Annotated in this window: 16 protein-coding genes and 1 pseudogene; 4 read left to right on the top strand and 13 right to left on the bottom strand. The window is 69.0% G+C overall.

Annotated elements, in window-relative coordinates:
- Window positions 1-39: 39 nt before the first annotated feature.
- From IU449_RS18030 to fbaA, 3 genes are all read right to left on the bottom strand, one after another.
- Window positions 40-1,494: a DUF4185 domain-containing protein gene (locus IU449_RS18030; protein ID WP_195003299.1), complete on the bottom strand. Its 1,455-nt coding sequence runs from the start codon at window positions 1,492-1,494 to the stop codon at window positions 40-42.
- A gap of 219 nt (window positions 1,495-1,713) precedes the next feature.
- Entirely contained in the window at window positions 1,714-2,829 is a 1,116-nt protein-coding gene (locus tag IU449_RS18035; protein ID WP_195003300.1) for a BTAD domain-containing putative transcriptional regulator, read from the bottom strand.
- Between the two features lie 51 nt (window positions 2,830-2,880).
- Window positions 2,881-3,930, bottom strand: coding sequence for a class II fructose-bisphosphate aldolase (fbaA, locus tag IU449_RS18040; RefSeq protein WP_228805147.1), 1,050 nt, complete (start codon window positions 3,928-3,930; stop codon window positions 2,881-2,883).
- 202 nt (window positions 3,931-4,132) lie between these two features.
- Between fbaA and IU449_RS18045 the strand changes: the two genes are divergently transcribed.
- A complete protein-coding gene (locus tag IU449_RS18045) occupies window positions 4,133-4,831 on the top strand; it encodes a VTT domain-containing protein (protein ID WP_195003721.1) in 699 nt (232 codons plus the stop codon).
- Window positions 4,832-4,835: 4 nt separating this feature from the next.
- Window positions 4,836-5,453: pseudogene (locus IU449_RS18050) on the top strand (DedA family protein); the annotation flags it as partial.
- Window positions 5,454-5,666: 213 nt separating this feature from the next.
- Here the strand turns inward: IU449_RS18050 and IU449_RS18055 are convergent.
- From IU449_RS18055 to clpB, 10 genes are all read right to left on the bottom strand, one after another.
- Window positions 5,667-6,755, bottom strand: coding sequence for a glycoside hydrolase family 76 protein (locus tag IU449_RS18055; RefSeq protein WP_195003722.1), 1,089 nt, complete (start codon window positions 6,753-6,755; stop codon window positions 5,667-5,669).
- A 167-nt stretch (window positions 6,756-6,922) separates the two neighbouring features.
- Window positions 6,923-7,612, bottom strand: coding sequence for a TrmH family RNA methyltransferase (locus tag IU449_RS18060; RefSeq protein ID WP_195003302.1), 690 nt, complete (start codon window positions 7,610-7,612; stop codon window positions 6,923-6,925).
- Between the two features lie 48 nt (window positions 7,613-7,660).
- A complete protein-coding gene (locus IU449_RS18065; protein WP_195003303.1) occupies window positions 7,661-7,990 on the bottom strand; it encodes a DNA translocase FtsK 4TM domain-containing protein in 330 nt (109 codons plus the stop codon).
- On the bottom strand, window positions 7,987-8,709 hold the full coding sequence (locus IU449_RS18070; RefSeq protein WP_324188307.1) for a lysoplasmalogenase: 723 nt from the start codon (window positions 8,707-8,709) through the stop codon (window positions 7,987-7,989). Before IU449_RS18070 ends, IU449_RS18065 begins: the two co-directional genes overlap by 4 nt.
- Window positions 8,702-9,766 (bottom strand): beta-ketoacyl-ACP synthase 3, encoded by a 1,065-nt coding sequence (locus IU449_RS18075; RefSeq protein ID WP_195003304.1) that lies wholly within the window; start codon window positions 9,764-9,766, stop codon window positions 8,702-8,704. The genes IU449_RS18070 and IU449_RS18075 overlap by 8 nt, the downstream gene beginning before the upstream one ends.
- A gap of 51 nt (window positions 9,767-9,817) precedes the next feature.
- A complete protein-coding gene (gene pyrE, locus IU449_RS18080; RefSeq protein WP_195003305.1) occupies window positions 9,818-10,390 on the bottom strand; it encodes an orotate phosphoribosyltransferase in 573 nt (190 codons plus the stop codon).
- 16 nt (window positions 10,391-10,406) lie between these two features.
- Entirely contained in the window at window positions 10,407-11,219 is an 813-nt protein-coding gene (locus IU449_RS18085; RefSeq protein ID WP_195003306.1) for an SDR family NAD(P)-dependent oxidoreductase, read from the bottom strand.
- 241 nt (window positions 11,220-11,460) lie between these two features.
- Window positions 11,461-12,516 (bottom strand): hypothetical protein, encoded by a 1,056-nt coding sequence (locus IU449_RS18090; RefSeq protein WP_228805149.1) that lies wholly within the window; start codon window positions 12,514-12,516, stop codon window positions 11,461-11,463.
- Window positions 12,517-12,539: 23 nt separating this feature from the next.
- Window positions 12,540-13,367 (bottom strand): hypothetical protein, encoded by an 828-nt coding sequence (locus tag IU449_RS18095; protein ID WP_195003307.1) that lies wholly within the window; start codon window positions 13,365-13,367, stop codon window positions 12,540-12,542.
- Between the two features lie 164 nt (window positions 13,368-13,531).
- Window positions 13,532-16,111 (bottom strand): ATP-dependent chaperone ClpB, encoded by a 2,580-nt coding sequence (gene clpB, locus IU449_RS18100; protein WP_195003308.1) that lies wholly within the window; start codon window positions 16,109-16,111, stop codon window positions 13,532-13,534.
- 476 nt (window positions 16,112-16,587) lie between these two features.
- Here clpB and IU449_RS18105 point away from each other — a divergent pair, with 476 nt between their 5' ends.
- Both IU449_RS18105 and IU449_RS18110 read left to right on the top strand, forming a co-directional pair.
- On the top strand, window positions 16,588-17,748 hold the full coding sequence (locus IU449_RS18105) for an FAD-binding oxidoreductase (protein ID WP_195003309.1): 1,161 nt from the start codon (window positions 16,588-16,590) through the stop codon (window positions 17,746-17,748).
- A gap of 71 nt (window positions 17,749-17,819) precedes the next feature.
- Complete coding sequence (locus IU449_RS18110) at window positions 17,820-18,602, top strand: FAD-binding oxidoreductase (protein WP_195003310.1); 783 nt, start codon at window positions 17,820-17,822, stop codon at window positions 18,600-18,602.
- The last annotated feature ends 1 nt before the right edge of the window (window position 18,603 follow it).

Below are 18,603 nucleotides of genomic sequence, written 5' to 3' on the forward strand. Positions count from 1 at the left end.
GCCGAGCGCGCCGGACCGCGCGCGGTCCGGCGCCGGTGATCACCCCAGTTCGGCGCGCATCAGGTAGACGTTGTAGTCGCTCCAGGTCGAGATGGTGAAATACAGCTCGTTGCCGCGGGACCAAGGATGGATGAAACCGCCGTAGAGCTCGGGGTGGTCGAGCACGGTCACCGTGGGTGAGGGCGCGGACCACGCGCCCTGCGGGGTGGCCGACTCGCGCACCACGATGGCGGCGCGGGCGGTGTCGAGGTAGCTCATCTGCCAGACACCCCGGTCGGCCGCGTAGCGCACCGACAACTCACCTACCGGCGCGTCCACGACCGGGGTCGCCCCCGCCGCGCCCCCGACCGGGGTCCACTGTCCGTCCCGCCAGTACTGGTAGGCGGTGGTGTTGAGGATCTGGTCCTTGGCGACCCTGGCCAGCCCGACCGAGCCGAGCCGGGTGCTCGGCGTGCCGAACATGTAGACGTGCTCGCCGTGCGGAACCATCGCGCTCACCTGGAAACTCGCCAAGCCGAAGATGTTGTCCCAGCGGGCGTGGCGGTCCTTGGTCCAGGTCTGCCCGCCGTCGTCGGAGTAGGCGATGCCGCCGTAGTTCGTGTAGAAGGTGCCGGGCAGGCTGTTCCAGGTGCGCAGCGACATGTAGCTCATGTACTGCCTGCCGTCGATCGCGAACCCGGAAGTCGGGATGGTGGTCATCTCGATGTTGTCGAGTTTGCGGCTGGAGAGCACCTCGGCGGCGTGGCAGCGGCTGTCGGTGACCATTCGGTCGAAGACCATGCCGTCGGACAGGTCGGTGTCGGTGCTGAAGGCCAGCACATTGCTGCGCCAGTCCCCGCCGAAGCCGCCGGGCGGATGGAAGCCGCGCCCCACGGTGTCGCCGAAGGCGACGGCGATCTCCCCGGGCCCGCTCTCCCACATGATGCCCAGGTCGGTGCCGTCGACCTGCCAGCGCTTGTCGGTGCGGTTCACCGAGTTCGCACCGGTCTGCTTGGCGATCTCCTGCACCCGGAGGACGTGCGGCGCGGCGGGTGCGACCGCACGCGGAGCCGCCTCGGTGGGCGGGGTGACCGGTGCGGGCGGCGGCGGGCCCTCACCCGGATCGGGGCTGGGACCGGGGAGCGCGAAGTGGAACGGCTGGGGATTCAGCAGGAGCTGCGGGATCCCGAGCTGTTCGGCGAGATTCGGCGGCGGCTCGGGCAGATCGGTGAGATCGGGACAGGGGTTGTCGCACGGGTTCTCCGGCAGCGCCATCTCGACGCGCACCGGTTCCGGCTCGGGCGCTTGCGGCGGCAGCACGGTGATCACCGGATACGGGATCGGCATCTCGACCGTCTCGGGAATCAGATCCTCGTGCACCGGAACGGGATCGGTGACGCAGGGGCCGGTGCCGGGAATGGGCACGCGCTCGTCCGGCGTGGCCCACGCCGAACCCTGGTGCAACACAACGAACAAACCCGCGGCGCCGAGCGCGGCGCTCACCCGCATGGACATCGCAACCTCTCGTGTCGGAAACCGCTCGCGATCAGCGGCAGGCCTGTGATCAGCGCAGACCCTACCCGGCACACAGGGTTCCGCGGGCGCGAACTCCGACGACGGCGGCGCCCGGCGCGGCGACCCCCGCCTGTACCGGGGCAGGAGGACGCCGCGTCAGGACGATGCCGGATCAGGACGCGGCACCGAGACGACGCCCGCGCTGCGCGGGCACCGCGGCTAGGACGATGCCTTGAAGGTGAGCACGGTGGACCCGATGCGGATCATGTCGCCGTCGGCGAGCAGCGCGCTCTCGATCGTTTCCTCGTTGATGTGGACGCCGTTGGCCGAATGCAGATCCTTGATCAGCAGACCGGCACGACTGGGCATGATGTGCGCGTGGTAGCGGCTTGCCTTGGGGTCGTCGAGGACCAGATCGTTGTCGGTCATCCGGCCGATACGCATGCCCGCGTGCGAGATCGGCAGCACCCGGCCGTCGGGCAGCCGGAGCTGACCGCTGCGCACCGTGCGCGGGCCCTCGGTGACGGTCTCGGTCATCGCCGCCGCCATCCGCTCGACCTGCTTGAACTCCTTGGTGCTCAACGGTTCCTGCCGCAGCACCCGCTGTTCCAACTCCACCAGGGCCGGGCCGGGGTCGATACCGAGTTCGTCGGCGAGCACCGTGCGCACCCGGCGGCAGGCGTCCAGCGCGTCGGCCTGACGCCCGGACAAATACAACGCGGCGATGAGCTGACCCCACAGCGGCTCGCGCAGCGGATGCTCGGTGGTCATGGCGACCAGCTCGCCGATCACCGAAGATGCGCGCCCGCAAGCGATTTCGGCGTCAATACGGGCGGAGGCGGCCAGCAGCCGTTCCTCCTCCATCGCGGTGGCGAAGCTCTCGGCGAACTGCAGACCGCTCAGATCCGACAGCGCGCGCCCGCTCCATTCCTCGAGCGCGCGACCGTAGGCCAGCGAAGCGCCGGTGTGGTCGCCGATGTCGGCGGCCTTGGCCCCGGTATCGCAGTGCGCTTCGAAACGGCCGATGTCACAGCAGTCCTCGGCGATTTCCAGGCGATATCCGGAGGACTCGGTGCGCAACACCGTCGCCGGGTCGACCCCGGCGGTGCGCAGCGCCTTGCGGATATTGGAAACGAAGACCTGCAGGCTGGCCGCGTAGGAATCCGGCGGATCCTCGTTCCACACCATGTCCGCCAATGCCGCCGACGACACCGCGCGCCGCCGGTTGACGGTGAGCGCGGCCAGCAGAGCTCGCGGCTTGGGCCCGCCGACCGCCACCGGCTCGCCGCCGACGAACAACCGGACGGGCCCGAGCACACGTACGTCCAGACTCATGAGCTCGGGCCTCGTCTATTCGATCAGAGCCTAGGGATCGGGCGCGTGCGCTCAGGCGCTGATCGACCGTCCCGCCGACCTCAGATCGTTGCACGCCTCGACCACGCGCTCGGCCATCGCGGCCTCGGCCTTCTTCAGGTAGCTGCGCGGGTCGTAGGTCTTCTTGTTGCCGACCTCGCCGTCGATCTTGAGCACACCGTCGTAGTTGGTGAACATGTGACCGGCCACCGGGCGGGTGAAGGCGTACTGGGTGTCGGTGTCGACGTTCATCTTCACCACGCCGTAGCGCAGCGAGTCGTCGATCTCGGACTTCAGCGAGCCGGAGCCGCCGTGGAAGACGAAGTCGAACGGCTGCGCGTCGGCGCCCAGGCCCAGCTTGGCGGCCGCGACGCGCTGTCCCTCGGCCAGCACCTCGGGACGAAGCACCACGTTGCCCGGCTTGTACACGCCGTGCACATTGCCGAAGGTGGCGGCCAGCAGGTACTTGCCGTTCTCACCGGCGCCGAGCGCGTCGATGGTCTTCTCGAAATCCTCGGGAGAGGTGTAGAGCTTGTCGTTGATCTCGGCTTCGACGCCGTCCTCTTCACCGCCGACGACGCCGATCTCGACCTCGAGGATGATGTTGGCCGCCGCGGTGGCCTTCAGCAGCTCCTTGGCGATCTCGAGGTTCTCGTCGATCGGGATGGCCGAGCCGTCCCACATGTGCGACTGGAACAGCGGGTTGCCCCCGGCGTTGACGCGCTCCTGGGAGATCGCGATCAGCGGGCGGACGAAGCCGTCGAGCTTGTCCTTGGGGCAGTGGTCGGTGTGCAGCGCGATGGTCACGTCGTACTTCGCCGCGACCACGTGCGCGAACTCGGCGAGGGCCACCGCGCCGGTCACCATGTCCTTCACGCCGAGGCCGGAGCCGAACTCCGCGCCACCGGTCGAGAACTGGATGATGCCGTCGCTGCCCGCGTCGGCGAAACCCTTGATGGCGGCGTTGACCGTCTCCGACGAGGTGCAGTTGATCGCCGGGAAGGCGAAGGAGTTCTGCTTGGCGCGAGCCAGCATCTCGGCGTAGACCTCGGGGGTTGCGATGGGCACTGAACAGACCTCCATGTACGACGCTCTCCGCCCGCCGGCGCGGGACGGGTGCTGATCCTGCTGATCAGCCTAAGCGAGACGATGCCCCACTCGACAGGGACCCCGAAAGCCGCAGTGCGACTCGCGCCACAATTAGGCAGGGTCTCGGAATATCGGTACCCTTGGCCACGTGATTGCGCTGGCCGGCTCGGAGACCCTGACGACCAATCTCGCCTTGATGCCAGGCTTCCTCGACCCGGTGAACTTGCTCAACTCTTTCGGCACGTGGGTGCTGGCGGGGCTGCTGCTGGTGGTGTTCATCGAATCCGGTCTGCTGTTCCCGTTGCTGCCCGGTGACTCGCTGCTGTTCACCGCCGGTCTGATCGCGGCCGCGAAGTCCGAGGACATCGATCCGTTCGCACCGATCTGGGCGCTGCTGGTGCTGATCCCGATCGCGGCCTTCGCGGGTGACCAGGTCGGCTACATGATCGGCAAGCGCGGCGGCACGGCGTTGTTCAAGGACAACGAGTCGCGCTTCTTCAAGAAGAAGTACATCGACGAGTCGCACGCCTTCTTCGTCAAGCACGGCCCGATCACCATCATCCTGGCCCGCTTCGTGCCGTTCGTGCGCACCTTCGCCCCGGTCGTCGCGGGCGCGTCGGCGATGAGCTACAAGGTGTTCGTCGTCTACAACGCGATCGGCGCGATCCTGTGGGGCTCGGGTGTGACGATGCTCGGCTACCTGCTCGGCCAGATCCAGTTCATCCGCGACAACGTCGACCTGATCTTCCTGCTCATCGTGTTCTTCTCGGTGGTGCCGATCATCCTCGAGGTTTTCAAGCGCTGGCGCGGCAAGGGCGAGGACACCGCCGACTCCGATGCCGATGCCGACACCGATGAGATCGCGGTGGTGAAATCCACCCCCGGTCAGAGCTGAGCACATGACCACCGCGGCAAGCGGGATGAGTTTTCTCGAATCCGCTGGTCCCACCCTCGTGTGGACCGTTGTCATCAGCTTCGTCTTCCTCGAGTGCGCCGTGATCATCGGCCTGTTCCTGCCCGGCGATTCCATGCTGCTGACCGCGGGCATCGTGATGGCAGGCCACCAGATGGGCGAGAAGCACATCTGGGCGCTGGCCGTCGGAGCGATGGCGGCGGCCGTGGCAGGCAACCAGGTCGGCTATGTGATCGGGCAACGGACGGGCACCGGATTCGTGGCCCGGCGCAACGGCCGATACGTCAATGCCCAGAATCTGGAACGGGTCGCGGCCATGCTGCAGCGGCACGGCTTCTGGGCCGTGCTGGTGGCCCGCTGGATTCCGTGGGTGCGGACCCTGTGCCCGCTGGTGGCGGGGGCCGCGCGGATGGATCACCGTCGCTACACCCTCGCCAGCACGATCGGCGCGATCGTCTGGGCGCCGGTGTTGCTGCTGATCGGTTTCTACGCCGGCAGCCATCTCGCCCGGATACCGTGGCTGATGCACGGCGTGACGGCGGCGCTGGTGATCGCGGTGGTCGTCGGCACGATCGTCGGTATCCGGGGCTACCGCCAGGAGATGCGCAATACCCTCCAGAACGATGCGGCGCACAACCCGACGAACGACACGGCGAACTACGGGACGGCGAACCACGACTCGGCGACGTTCGCAGCCGTCGACGCCACCGCCGACACCGCGCCCATGCGATACGCGATGGACGCGCGCCGCGAGATCGATCCACCGACGGTGGTGCTGCCGCGCTGGGAGCCCGGCACCTCCCGCTGACCTCGCGTCCTAGAGGCCCGCCGCGCTCACCTGATACGCGGCTTCCATCAGCATCCATCCGCTCAGCTGCACCGAGAGATCACGTTCGGGGATTTCCGAAGCGGTCACCGAACCGCCCTGGGTGAAGTGGCCCGCGCCGCCGGCCCCACCGGGCAGCCGCGCCCGTTTCGTCCAGTCGACGCCGAACAGTGGCTCGCCCTCGATGTCGAGCCTATTCCCCCAGGCCGCCGCGGCGGAGGCCCGCACCAGCGAGGCCGCGGTGCGCCGGTCGGCCTCCTGGGTGCGCCCCGCACCGGGCAGCATCAGCGCCACCACCGCAAGGTAGCGGGCCAGGATGCCGTTGAACAATCCACCGTCGCCACCGCCACCGCCCGCGATCACCCCGCCGGAGGTCATGTGCTCCTCCACCGCGCCGAGCAACCGGTGCACCCGCTCCAGATGCCGCGGCTCGTCGGTGTGCACGGCGAGTTCGGCCTCCAGGCCGAGCACGACACCCTGGCAGTAGGTGAAGGTGGGGCGCTCGATCAACCCGGAGGGCAGGTGGATGCCGTCGAGGACCAGGCCGGTGTTCTCGTCGCGCAGTGTGTCGTCGATCCAGTCCGACATCTCCTGCGCGCGGGCGAGCCTGCCGAGCCTGCACAAAGCGATCGCGGCCGGGCCATTGGCCGGAGCGTTGTAGTAGTCCGAGCGCTCCCGCCACGGGAGGCCACCGCCGACCTCCGGCCGCCAAGCGCTGTAGAGCTTCTTCTCCAGCGCGACGAGCGCGCGGCGCGCGGTGGTGACGCCCTGGGTGCGTTCGGCCCGTTCCAGCGCGATCGCCAGCCACGCCATGTCGTCGTAGTACTTGTTCGTCCAGCCGGTGATGTTGCGCATCCGGTGTGAGCGCACCAGTTCGGCGATCCTGGCGCGCCGCGCCGGAGTCGGCCTCCGGTTGACGGCGTCCACGGCGCACTCGATCAGATGCGCCTGCCACCAGTAGTGCCAGGAGGCGAAGAACCGTTCACGCCGGGTGGCGGGCCAACCGACAACCGCCAATTCCGTTCCGGGACAAGCCCACAACGCGCGCAGGTGCCGGGAGACGATGGAGCATTCGGCCATGTCCGCGCGTTCGGACCACAGGGCGGGGGTCGGTGCTGTCTCCGGCCCTGGCAGCGGGCTCCGCGTGGTCATAGCTCAATGGTGCCAGGTACACCACGATTCCTGCCGCTGAATTGTTACCAGATGGCGGCCGAATCCGTACCCGGACCGCGGCACGGCGCCACCGTTCACCACGCCTCGGACAGATCCGCGTGCGCGCGCACCCAGGCGTGCATGGCGATGCCCGCCGCGACTCCCGCGTTGATACTGCGGGTGGAACCGAACTGGGCGATCGAGACGGTCATGGCGGCGGCATTCTTGGCGTGTTCGGTGACGCCGGGCCCTTCCTGGCCGAACAGCAGCAGGCACTCGCGCGGCAGTTCGGCGGTCTCCAGCGGCACCGCGCCGGGGACGTTGTCGACGGCGACCACGGTGAGCCCGGCCCGGTCGGCGTAGGCGCGCAGCGCGTCGATATCGGTGTGGTGCTCGATGTGCTGGTAGCGGTCGGTGACCATGGCGCCCCGGCGATTCCACCGGCGCCTGCCCACGATGTGCACGGCGGCCGCGGCGAAGGCGTTGGCGGTGCGCACCACGGTGCCGATGTTCGCGTCGTGGGCGAAATTCTCGATCGCGACGTGGAAGGGGTGCCTGCGGCTGTCGATGTCGGCGACGATGGCCTCACGGGTCCAGTACCGATAGGCGTCGACCACATTGCGCCGGTCGCCGTGGGCGAGCAGTTCCGGGTCGAGGCGGGGATCGGCGGGCGGCGGCGTGCCGAACTCGGCGACCCACGGGCCGAGGCCGTGCGGGTGTTCACCCCACTCGGTCGGCCCGGCTCCCGGCTGCCCGGAGGTCTGCGGCGGTGACTGCTCTTCCACGCCGCTGATGCTAGATCCGCCCGACCCCGGGACCGGCGCGCGCCCTCGTCAGTAGGTCGACCCCGACGACGAGATGGCGCCGATGAGCACGAGCACGACCACGAGGACGATGGCGAGCACGTAGAGCAGCAGCAGGACGGTGCCGACGATGCCGCAGATGTAGCCGGCTTTCGCCGTCCCCTGCCCGCCGATCGCGCCGCCGGAGCCATCGATCTCGTCGAGCACCCGCTTGCCCATGAACCACGCGAAGGGCGCGCACAACTGACACAGCACGAGGCCGAGGATGCCGAGCACCAGTACGGTGGTCGCCTGTGGGTGATCCTGCGGCGGCCGGCCGTAGGACGCGTACGGATTTCCGTAGTGCGGTGGATAGGTCATGTCGTCCGATGCCAGTGTGCGCGGGCGTGCGCCCGAGGGTCGGCGAGCAGGAACTGCGCGGCGGCGTAGGTGCCGAGGATGACGGCCTCGGTACCGCGACGGGCCCGGATCGAGCGGGCGAAGACGCGCCGCAAGACGATCAGGCCGTCGGAGAGGATGAACAGCAGCGAGCCGAGCGCCAGTCGGCTGCGCGGGTCGCCGTCGGGGACGTTCAGTCCACCGATGTTCGCCGCCTCGGGCGCCAGTTCCGGGTCCGACACCAGCACGCCCGCCGTGGCGAGGGTGGCGCCGTAGGCGGTGAGCGGAATCGCGACCGCCGGTGCGCGCAGCCGCATGAGCACGCCCGCGCCGAGCCAGGCGGCCGCGCGCTGCGCGGCGATCGCCTTGCTCGGCCGCGCCCCGCGCCGCCACCACAGACCGGCGTACCCGGTCTGCATGATGGCGAAGGCGGAGGCGCCCGCGATCAGGCGGCCGTCGTCGTCGGGGTCGATGAGCAGGATGTCGCCCACGGTCGCCGCGCCGAGCGAGGCCAGCAGGACGGTGCGCTCGGTGGGTTCGATATCCACGCCGCCGGTCAGCACATCGGCGGCCAGCAGGGGCATCAGCAGCGGCTTGGCCACCCACTGCACCTTGTCGCGACCGGTGGCGGCGCCGTAGACGGTCGCCGCCGCCGCCGCGAGATAGCCGAGCCGAAACGGACGCAACCGCGAATCAGACACCGAAACTGGCTTCCTTCGGAGCGGGCGGCAGCGTGACGACCTGACCCGCGTAGCTCAGCCCCGCGCCGAAGCCGAGCAGCAGGGCGAGCTGACCGCCCTTGGCCTTGCCGGTCACCAGCATCTCCTCCATCGCCAGCGGGATGGACGCGGCCGAGGTGTTGCCGGTGTGCTCGATGTCGTTGGCCATCGGAATGTCGTCGGCCAGACCGAGATTCTTCTTCATCAGCTCGTTGATACGGGCGTTGGCCTGGTGCGGGACGAACACCTCGATGTCGTCCTTGGACACCCCGGATGCCTCCAGCGCGCTCGACAGCGCGCGTGGCAGGGTGACCGCGGCCCAGCGGAACACCTTGGGGCCCTCCATGCGCAGCGACATCCGGCCCACCGGCTCGACCTCGGGGTCGGTGCCCTGCAGTTCCTGCGCGCGGTGCATGTAGGCGAGGAAGTCGATGTCCTGGGCGATGGCGTCGGCGTTCTCGCCGTCGCTGCCCCAGACCGTCGGGGAGATGCCGTTCTCCTCGCTCGGGCCCACCACCACCGCACCGGCGCCGTCACCGAAGATCATGGCGGTGCCGCGGTCGGTCGGGTCCAGGCCGACGGTCATCGTCTCGGCGCCGATCACCAGGATGTACTCCGCCGAGCCCGCGCGGATCAGATCCGCGGCCACGCCGAGGCCGTAGCCGAATCCGCCGCAACCGGAGGTCAGGTCGAAGGCCGCGACGCCGTTCATGCCCAGATCCGCGGCGACCGTCGGCGCGCCGTGCGGGGTGAGCTTGAGCCAGCTCGAGGTGCACAGCAGCACCATGCTGATCTTCGACCGGTCGATACCGGTGTTGTTCAGCGCGCGCTCGCCCGCCGCGACGGCGATCGAGCGCAGCGTCTCGTCGCCGCTGATCCAGCGACGGTTGCGCACGCCGGTGCGCTCGTAGATCCACTGGTCGGTCGAGTCGAGGACCTGACAGACCTCGTCGTTGCTGACGATGCGTTGCGGCCGGTAGGCACCGATGCCGAGCATCGCGACGTTCGCGCGACCTTTGTTAACTGCAATGCTCACCACTGGCGACTCACACGTCCTTACACCACGCAGACAGACAGATCATCGTCCAGGCTAACCCAGCGCCAGATCCTTGAGACCGAGGATCGAACGATACTCCAACCCCTCGGCGGCGATGACTTCATCGGCCCCGGTTTCGCGGTCCACGACAGTGGCCACGCCGACCACTTCGGCCCCCGCGTCGCGCAGCGCGCGCACCGCCGTGAGCGGCGAGTTCCCAGTGGTCGTGGTGTCTTCGACGACGAGCACCCGCTTGCCGACGATGTCGGGCCCCTCGATCTGACGCTGCATGCCGTGCGTCTTGGCGGCCTTACGCACCACGAAGGCGTCGATGGGCCTGCCGGGCGCGTGCAGCACGGCCAGCGCGACCGGGTCGGCGCCCATGGTGAGCCCGCCGACCGCGTCGAAATCCCAGTCGGCCACCAGCTCGCGCAGCAGTTTGCCGATCAGTGGCCCGGCTTCGTGGTGCAGCGTGGCCCGGCGCAGGTCGACGTAGTAGTCGGCCTCCTTGCCGGAGGACAGCGTGACCTTGCCGTGCACCACGGCGAGTTCGCGTACCAGTGCGGCCAGCGCATCGCGGTCCGCGCCGGACAGCTCGGGCCGTGCGGCCCGCGCCTGGTCGATCATGATGTCGTCTCCTTTTTCAGGTACGTCCGCGTGAATTGAACAGGCCCCGGTTCATTCGAACCTGCAGACCCCGGGGGATGAGGCCGACAGCGGTGGTGAGTGCTTTGTACTGCACGCCGGGCACGCTGATCACGCGATCGGCGTCCAGGTCGCGCAGCGAACCGCTGACGACCTGATCGACGGAGAGCCACAGCGGCTCGGGCAGCGAGGACATCTCGATGCCCGCCCGCTGATGGAACTCGGTGCGCACGAAACCGGGGCACAACGCCTGGATGCGCACCCCCGTGCCCGCCAGTCCACCCGCCAGTCCCTCGGAGAAGGATACGACGTAGGACTTGGAGGCCGAGTAGGTCGAGCCCCGGCCGGGGATGAGGCCCGCGACGCTGGCGACATTGACGATCGACCCCTTGCCCGCGGCGATCATCGACGGCAGCGCGGCGTGGGTGAACCGAAGCACCGAGGTGACATTGACGTCGAGCTGAGCCTGCAGCTGCTCGTAGGGCAGCTCCCAGAACTCGCCCGAATGCGCGAAACCCGCGTTGTTGACGAGGAATTCGATGCCATCGGCCACCCGGGCGGCGACACGATCGCGGTCCTCCGCCTTCGCCAGATCCGCGGACAACACCTCCGAACGGGTGGCGTAGGAGCGCTCCAGCTCCTCGGCCAGCGCCCGGAGCCGGTCCACGTCGCGGGCGACGAGCACCAGGTCGTAGCCGAGAGCGGCCAGCTTCGACGCGTAACCCTGGCCGATGCCGGAGGTGGGTCCGGTGATCAGGGCGATGGGTCGGGTGGCGCCCGGCAGGCGCGCGGGGGGCGGGGTGTCGGTCATGACATCGCCAATCCGGTCGACGGGGTGATCGTGGTGGCACGGTGCCGAGTCGCCGCGGCCGAAGCGGGCTCGGGTGTGTCCGTGGTCGATCCAACCACCTCGCCACCGAGCCGCACCACAGCGGCACCGATCCTGGCCGTTTCGCCCCGGAACAGGGGTACTTCGGCCCGAACCCGCATCGCTACGGCGAGGAATTCCGGCATCTCGGCACCCGGCCGAGTCGACGCGGCACGGGGCCGGGTCACTTCGGCACGGGGCCCTGGTACGGGCGGAATCCCGGGTGGAACGGTCCACCGGGGCGATCGCCCGGCGACGCGGGACGGGAACGCTGGTCGGAATCGGAATCGGAATCGGAATCGGCGTCGTCGCGAGCAGCGCGGTCGCGCTCTTCGTCGCGGACCTCGCCCGCACGCTCCTCCCGAGCGCGATCGGGCACGACGGCCAGCGAGGGCCGCCGGGCCCCTTCCGCCTCGCCCCGCGCCGCCCTGGCCGCGGCGATCTCGTCGCCCGCGTCGATGTCGCGGTCGTCGTCGGCAGCGCGCTCGTCGGCACGGTCGCCGTACTCCCGATCACCGTCGGCACGGTCGTCGAGGTCGTCCAGGTTGTCGTCGAGGTCATCGTCGACATCGTCGGACTCCGGATCGCGGGCCGGCGGCCGCGGACGGCCACGCTCGGGCTCGCGCGCTTCGCTGACCGGCGGCAACACGTGCAGCAGGCCCGACAGGCGCAGCACGGCGTCGATCGCGGTCTCCCAATCCCGGGCCACGGTGCCGACATTGAGCATGCCGAGTGTCCAGTTGCCCTCGCTCCACAGCATCTGCACGGTGTCGGGCAATGTCTCGATGAACGCCACCATCCGCTGGTCCACCGCGTGCCGGGCGATCTCCGGGTTGGTCGCGAACACCACCCGGTCGCCGATCGCGCCGAGCAGCTCCAGATCGGCGTCCTTGGGCGGGGACGCGGTCTTCAGGCGCATGTCGACGTCGATGTCCGAGCCGATCTGACGGCGCACGGCCACCAGCGTCGCGGCGTCCTCGAGGTCGAACAGCACGAACTTCTCGCCCTTGCGGATGCCGGAGACCACGTCCACGGCGGACAGATAGCCGAGCTTGGCCAGCGCACCGCGCCGCCAGGTCGACGTGAGCGCCGGTTCCACCGACACGTAGGTGTATCCCTGGGCCTTCGCCCACACCTGGCGCGCGTGACCGGACCGCTGCCGCTGGACCCGATCGAAATACAGCAGTACGACCGCACCCACGAGCGCGATCGCCGCCAACCCGAACCACATAGCCGTCATCGCGGTCTACCCTAATATCCCGGTCATCGTCCGCCACCGGGCAACGCGGTGCTGACGATGATTCTGGCCTGAATCGTGCCGTCCGTGCCCGTCTCGCCCTGCACCACGACCATCTCGCCCACCGGCAGATCCGCGGCTCGCAGCACCGACAGCGAAATCACCTGGGTCGCGTCGTCGGTGCGCACGGTGACCTCTCCGCCGGTCATCGTGCTGATGGTCAGGATGCCGCCGTCGTTGGCGGTGATGGTGCCGACCGTGGCGCCGAGTTCCTCCAGGCCGAGATCGGGTAATCCCGGTGGTAGTCCACCGGGGCCGGACGATCCGGGTGGCATCGTGGTGCTCGGCGCGGCCTGGAACGGCAGCGTGTACGTGGTGCTCGTGCCACCGGCGGCGGCGGTGTCGGTATCGGTGTCGCCCGAACCACCGAACATCAGCCCCGCGCCGACGCCGACCACGCCCACCAGCGCGAGCACGCCCAGGCCGAGCGCGATCCACAGGCCGGTGTTGCCCTTGTGCGGTTGCTGCCCCGGCGGCACGTAGTCCGCCGGCGGGATCGCCCCCGGCGGCTGCTGACTCGGCATCCCGGGCTGTCCCGGCACGCCCGCCCATTGCTGCTGCTGGGCACCGGCCCATTGCTGCTGTTCGCCCTGCCACTGACCGCCGGGCTCGTAGGCGCCCCACTGACTGTCCAGCGCCGGGATCTCGCGGGTCGCCCCGGCGGGCGGCGTGGACCACGGGTCGTACTGCTCGGTGCCCGGATATTCACCGTGCCCGAAGGCCCCCGGCGACCCGAGGTGTTCGGTCGGCGCATCGCCCGGCCGCTGCCCCCAGGGATCCTTCGGGTTGGTCATGCTCTCAGACTAGGGGTGCGCGCGACGATCCGCCGCACGTTCCCGGTCCGGGACCGCTCGTGCCGCGGTCGGCGCAAGCCCCGTGAACACGACACATCCCCACCGGATCCGACCGGTGGGGATGTGTCTGCGCTGTCCCGCGCTCAGGCGGTGACGCTCGGTGATCAGACGGCGGCGGGCGCATCGGCGGCGGGGCCGACGACCAGTTCCGCGCCGTCGGCGCTGACACCCACGTGCACGGTGTCGCCGTCGGCGACCTTGCCTGCGAGCAGTTCCTTGGCGAGGGTGTCGCCGATGGCCTGCTGGATCAGCCTGCGCAGCGGCCGCGCACCGTAGGCCGGGTCGTAGCCGCGCACCGCCAGCCACATCCGCGCCGCCGGGCTGACCTCGAGGGTCAGGCGACGCTGCGCCAGCCGCTTCTGCAGCTGGTCGAGCTGGATGTCGACGATGTTCTGGAGCTGGTCCTCGTCGAGGTGGTGGAACATGACCACGTCGTCGAGCCGGTTGATGAACTCCGGCTTGAAGGCCGAACGCACCGCGTTCATCACGAACTCCTCGTCACCGCCCGCGCCCAGGTTGGAGGTGAGGATCAGGATGGTGTTGCGGAAGTCCACCGTGCGGCCCTGGCCGTCGGTGAGCCGTCCCTCGTCGAGCACCTGCAGCAGGATGTCGAAGACGTCGGGATGCGCCTTCTCGATCTCGTCGAACAGCACCACCGTGTACGGCCGCCGCCGGACCGCCTCGGTCAGCTGGCCGCCCTGGTCGTAGCCGACATAGCCGGGAGGGGCACCGACCAGGCGGGCGACAGCGTGCTTCTCGCTGTACTCGCTCATGTCGATGCGCACCATCGCGCGCTCGTCGTCGAACAGGAAGTCGGCCAGCGCCTTGGCCAGCTCGGTCTTGCCGACGCCGGTCGGGCCGACGAACAGGAACGAGCCGGTCGGCCGGTTGGGGTCGGCGACCCCGGCGCGCGCTCGCCGCACCGCGTCGGAGACCGCCTGCACCGGCGCCTGCTGGCCGACGACGCGACGGCCCAGTTCGTCCTCCATCCGCAGCAGCTTCTGGGTCTCGCCCTCGAGCAGCCTGCCGACCGGGATGCCCGTCCACGACGAGACCACCTCGGCGATGTCGTCGGGACCGACCTCCTCCTTGAGCATCAGCTCACCGCCGGAGGCCTCGCCCGAGGATTTCTCGGCCGCGGCGAGCTCCTTCTCCAGCGCCGGGATGCGGCCGTAGCGCAGCTCGGCGGCCTTGCCCAGATCGCCGTCGCGCTCGGCGCGCTCGGACTCCCCGCGCAGAGACTCGAGCTGCTCCTTCAGCACTCGCACCTGGTCGATGGCCTTCTTCTCGTTCTGCCACCGGGTGGTCAGCTGGTTGAGCTTCTCGCGGTCGTCGGCCAGTTCCTGACGCAGCTTGGCCAGGCGCACCTTGGACGCCTCGTCGGTCTCCTTCTCGAGCGCGACCTCCTCGATCTCGAGCCTGCGCACCGCGCGTTCGACCTCGTCGATCTCGACCGGACGCGAGTCGATCTCCATGCGCAGCCGCGACGCGGACTCGTCGACCAGGTCGATCGCCTTGTCCGGCAGGAAGCGCGAGGTGATGTAGCGGTCCGAGAGCGCCGCCGCGGCGACCAGGGCGGAGTCGGTGATCCGCACGCCGTGGTGCACCTCGTAGCGCTCCTTGATGCCGCGCAGGATGCCGACGGTGTCCTCCACCGACGGCTCGCCGACCAGCACCTGCTGGAAGCGCCGTTCCAGGGCGGCGTCCTTCTCGATGTGCTGGCGGTATTCCTCGAGCGTGGTGGCGCCGACGAGCCGCAGCTCGCCGCGGGCCAGCATGGGCTTGATCATGTTGCCCGCGTCCATCGCCGATTCACCGGTCGCGCCGGCGCCCACGATGGTGTGCAGCTCGTCGATGAAGGTGATGATCTGGCCCGCGCTGTTCTTGATGTCCTCGAGCACGGCCTTGAGCCGCTCCTCGAATTCACCGCGGTACTTGGCGCCGGCCACCATCGCACCGAGATCCAGCGAGACGACCTTCTTGCCGCGCAACGATTCCGGCACGTCGCCCGCGACGATGCGCTGGGCCAGGCCCTCCACGATCGCGGTCTTGCCGACACCCGGCTCGCCGATCAGCACCGGGTTGTTCTTGGTGCGACGGCTGAGCACCTGCACGACCCGGCGGATCTCGGTGTCGCGGCCGATCACCGGATCGAGTTTGCCGGTGCGGGCGGCCTCGGTGAGGTCGGTGGAGTACTTCTCCAGCGCCTGATAGGTGGACTCCGGGTCCGCGGTGGTGACCCGGGCGCTGCCGCGCACCTTGGTGAACGCCTCGCGCAGCGCGTCGGCGGGCGCGCCGTGGCCGACCAGCAGCTTGGCCACGTCGGAATCACCCGCGGCCAAGCCGACCATGACGTGCTCGGTGGAGACGTACTCGTCGCCGAGCTCGGTGGCCAGGCGCTGGGCGGCCGTGATCGCGGCCAGCGCGTCGCGGCCGAGCTGCGGCTGCGTGGTGGCACCGGTGGCGCGCGGCAGCCGATCGACGAGATCCTGGGCTTCGCGCCGTACCGCCGCGGGCTGCACGCCGACAGCCTCGAGCAGCGGACCCGCGATGCCATCGGTCTGATCGAGCAACGCCACCAGCAAGTGCGCCGGACGGATCTCCGGGTTCCCCGCGGCCGAGGCGGCCTGCAGTGCGGCGGTCAGAGCCGCCTGGGTCTTAGTGGTGGGATTGAACGAGTCCACCTCATCACCTCTCGAGGTCGTGTGCGGTTGTGTTGCTTGCTTCAACGTATACGAAGTTGAGTCTGTTCCGCTCAAGTTATAAATTCTCGCCGCCCCTCGCACACCCGGCCGATTCGGCAAATGAGCAGGTCAACAGCCTTCACGCTACGCCGCGCGACATCCGGTAGGCCGTTTCTCTCGCGTGATAGCCGAATCTCTTTCGAGGTGACTTGCCTCACTTGCAGACCGGCCGTTCGTCGTACCACGTCCCATCCCCCGTCAGTGGTCCCGTCGACGGTGGAAGGCAGCGTGGTCGAGGCACCGGTAGCCCGGGAAGCCGGGGTCTCCCGCACGTCGGTGGGGCGGTCTGAAATCCGTCCACCCGACCTGGCGGTTTTTCAGGGATACTGGGAGCCGATGGACCGCCGGATCACGGCGGTCCCTGCGCACGTGACCGAAGAATGCGCAGATGAACGGGAAGAAAGGAAGCTCCTGTCGTGGATGCGCGTTCGGCAGCGCTGGTCCGCGCCAATCTCCGTGCGGTGATTCAGTCACCGAGCGGACCCGAGCGGTTGATCAGTGCGTTCTATGGTCATATGTTCGCTCACAACGCAGGGCTTCGCGAACTCTTCCCCCCCGCCATGGATATGCAGCCCAAGCGGCTGGCGACGGCGATCGCTTTCGTTCTCGACCACCTCGAGGACTGGGACCGGGCGCAGAACTTTCTGGAGCAACTGGCCCGCGACCATCGGAAATACGGGGTCACCGCCGAGCACTACGACTTGGCCGGGGTCGCATTGCTGGAAGCGTTCCGCACCTACAACGGCCCGGCCTGGACCAGAGAATTGGAAGAGGGCTGGCGGGATGTGTGCATCTTGATCTCGGCGTCCATGGCGATCGGCGCCAACTCCGACAAATCCCAGCCGTATTGGGAGGCGACCGTGGTCGGGCATCGGCGGGTGCTCGACGATCTCGCGATCGTGCGGCTGCAATCCGATACCCCGGTGCCCTACCAGGCCGGACAGTACGTGCCGGTCGCGGTGCCGCAGCGGCCCAAGATGTGGCGGTATTTCTCGCCCGCCATTCCGTCGAATCCCTACGGCGAGATCGAATTCCATGTCCGCAAGGTGCGTGGCGGCTGGGTGAGCCCGGCGATCGTCAACGAAACCCAGGTGGGTGATCGCTGGTTGATCGGCGGACCGCTCGGTGGCCTGCACATCGACCGCGACAGCGGCAAGGATGTGCTGCTGATCGGTTCGGGCACCGGTATCGCGCCGTTGCGCGCGCAATTGATCGAGATGAGCCAGCGCGGGGTGAATCCGCGGGTGCATTTCTTCATCGGCGGGCGCTACCCGTGCGATCTGTACGACGTGGAGAACATGTGGCAGCTCTCGCAGAGCAACCCGTGGCTGACGATCGTGCCGGTGTGTGAGCAGAAGACCAATCCGTGGTGGTACCCGCACCCGCCGACCGACGCGCCCTACGGCATGCACCGCACATTGATCGGCAACCTGGGCGCGGTCGTCGCCAGCTTCGGAGCGTGGGAGGACCGGCAGATCCAGATCGCCGGGTCCGCGTCGATGATCGCCGACACCCGGCGGGCCTTGATCGCGGTCGGCACCCCCGAGCACATCATCAGCAGCGACCCGATCGCATAGGGCATGATCGCCGGACGGGAGAGCGCGGCCGGACCGCGCGGACAGGAGTTCGGGATGACGGAGCGGTTCGAATGACAGAGCCTGGGGCGCTCGATCAGGGTGTCGCGCAGAGCGAGTGGACGGCGACCGTGGTCGGGCACCATCGCCTACGCCACGACATCGCCGTCATCCGGCTGATCGGCGAGTTCGTGCCGTTCCGCGCCGGGCAGTCGGTGGAGGTGCGCACCGCGGGGCAGCCCGGCGTGCGCCGCAGGCTCTCCCCCGCGCTGCCGCCCTCGCTGGACGGAAAGCTGGAGTTCCACGTGCGGACGGTGCCGGGCGGGTGGCTCAGCGGCAGCCTGGTCGCCGACACCGAGGCCGGGGACGAGTGGCGGATCAGCGCGCCGGCGGGCACCTTCCACGTCGATCCGGAAGGCGACGAGGTGGTCATGATCGCGGGCGGTACCGGGCTGGCGCCGATGCGCGCGCAGATCCTGGAGCTGGCCCGCGCGCCGCAGCCGCCGCACACCTACCTGTTCGTGGGCGGACGCAGCCCGCGCGATCTGTATGCCTCGGACATGCTGGTGCTGCTGGCGGCCGAATTACCTTGGCTCACCGTGGTTCCTGTCGTCGATCGGCTTTCGGACCCCAACTGGGCCGACGAATGGTATGAGCACGCACGGGCCGAGGTCGACGTGGACTTCCCGGCCGACGATCTGCTCGAGGGCACATTGGCCGATGTGGTCGGTTCGCACGGCGCGTTCGATCACCATCAGGTGCTGGTGTGCGGCTCGCCCGCGATGACGAGGGCGACGGTCGACCGATTGGTGGAGACCGGGACCCCGCGCGGGGCCATTCAGTACGAAGGGATGTGAC

Origin of the sequence: Nocardia higoensis, assembly GCF_015477835.1 — a bacterium.
Taxonomy (GTDB): Bacteria; Actinomycetota; Actinomycetes; order Mycobacteriales; family Mycobacteriaceae; genus Nocardia; species Nocardia higoensis_A.

Coding starts and splice junctions, on each gene's coding strand:
- IU449_RS18030 (WP_195003299.1), bottom strand. CDS start 1,494: ATGTCCATGCGGGTGAGCGCCGCGCTCGGCGCCGCGGGTTTGTTCGTT.
- IU449_RS18035 (WP_195003300.1), bottom strand. CDS start 2,829: ATGAGTCTGGACGTACGTGTGCTCGGGCCCGTCCGGTTGTTCGTCGGC.
- fbaA (WP_228805147.1), bottom strand. CDS start 3,930: ATGGAGGTCTGTTCAGTGCCCATCGCAACCCCCGAGGTCTACGCCGAG.
- IU449_RS18045 (WP_195003721.1), top strand. CDS start 4,133: ATGCCAGGCTTCCTCGACCCGGTGAACTTGCTCAACTCTTTCGGCACG.
- IU449_RS18055 (WP_195003722.1), bottom strand. CDS start 6,755: ATGGCCGAATGCTCCATCGTCTCCCGGCACCTGCGCGCGTTGTGGGCT.
- IU449_RS18065 (WP_195003303.1), bottom strand. CDS start 7,990: ATGACCTATCCACCGCACTACGGAAATCCGTACGCGTCCTACGGCCGG.
- pyrE (WP_195003305.1), bottom strand. CDS start 10,390: ATGATCGACCAGGCGCGGGCCGCACGGCCCGAGCTGTCCGGCGCGGAC.
- IU449_RS18085 (WP_195003306.1), bottom strand. CDS start 11,219: ATGACCGACACCCCGCCCCCCGCGCGCCTGCCGGGCGCCACCCGACCC.
- IU449_RS18090 (WP_228805149.1), bottom strand. CDS start 12,516: ATGACGGCTATGTGGTTCGGGTTGGCGGCGATCGCGCTCGTGGGTGCG.
- IU449_RS18095 (WP_195003307.1), bottom strand. CDS start 13,367: ATGACCAACCCGAAGGATCCCTGGGGGCAGCGGCCGGGCGATGCGCCG.
- IU449_RS18110 (WP_195003310.1), top strand. CDS start 17,820: ATGACAGAGCCTGGGGCGCTCGATCAGGGTGTCGCGCAGAGCGAGTGG.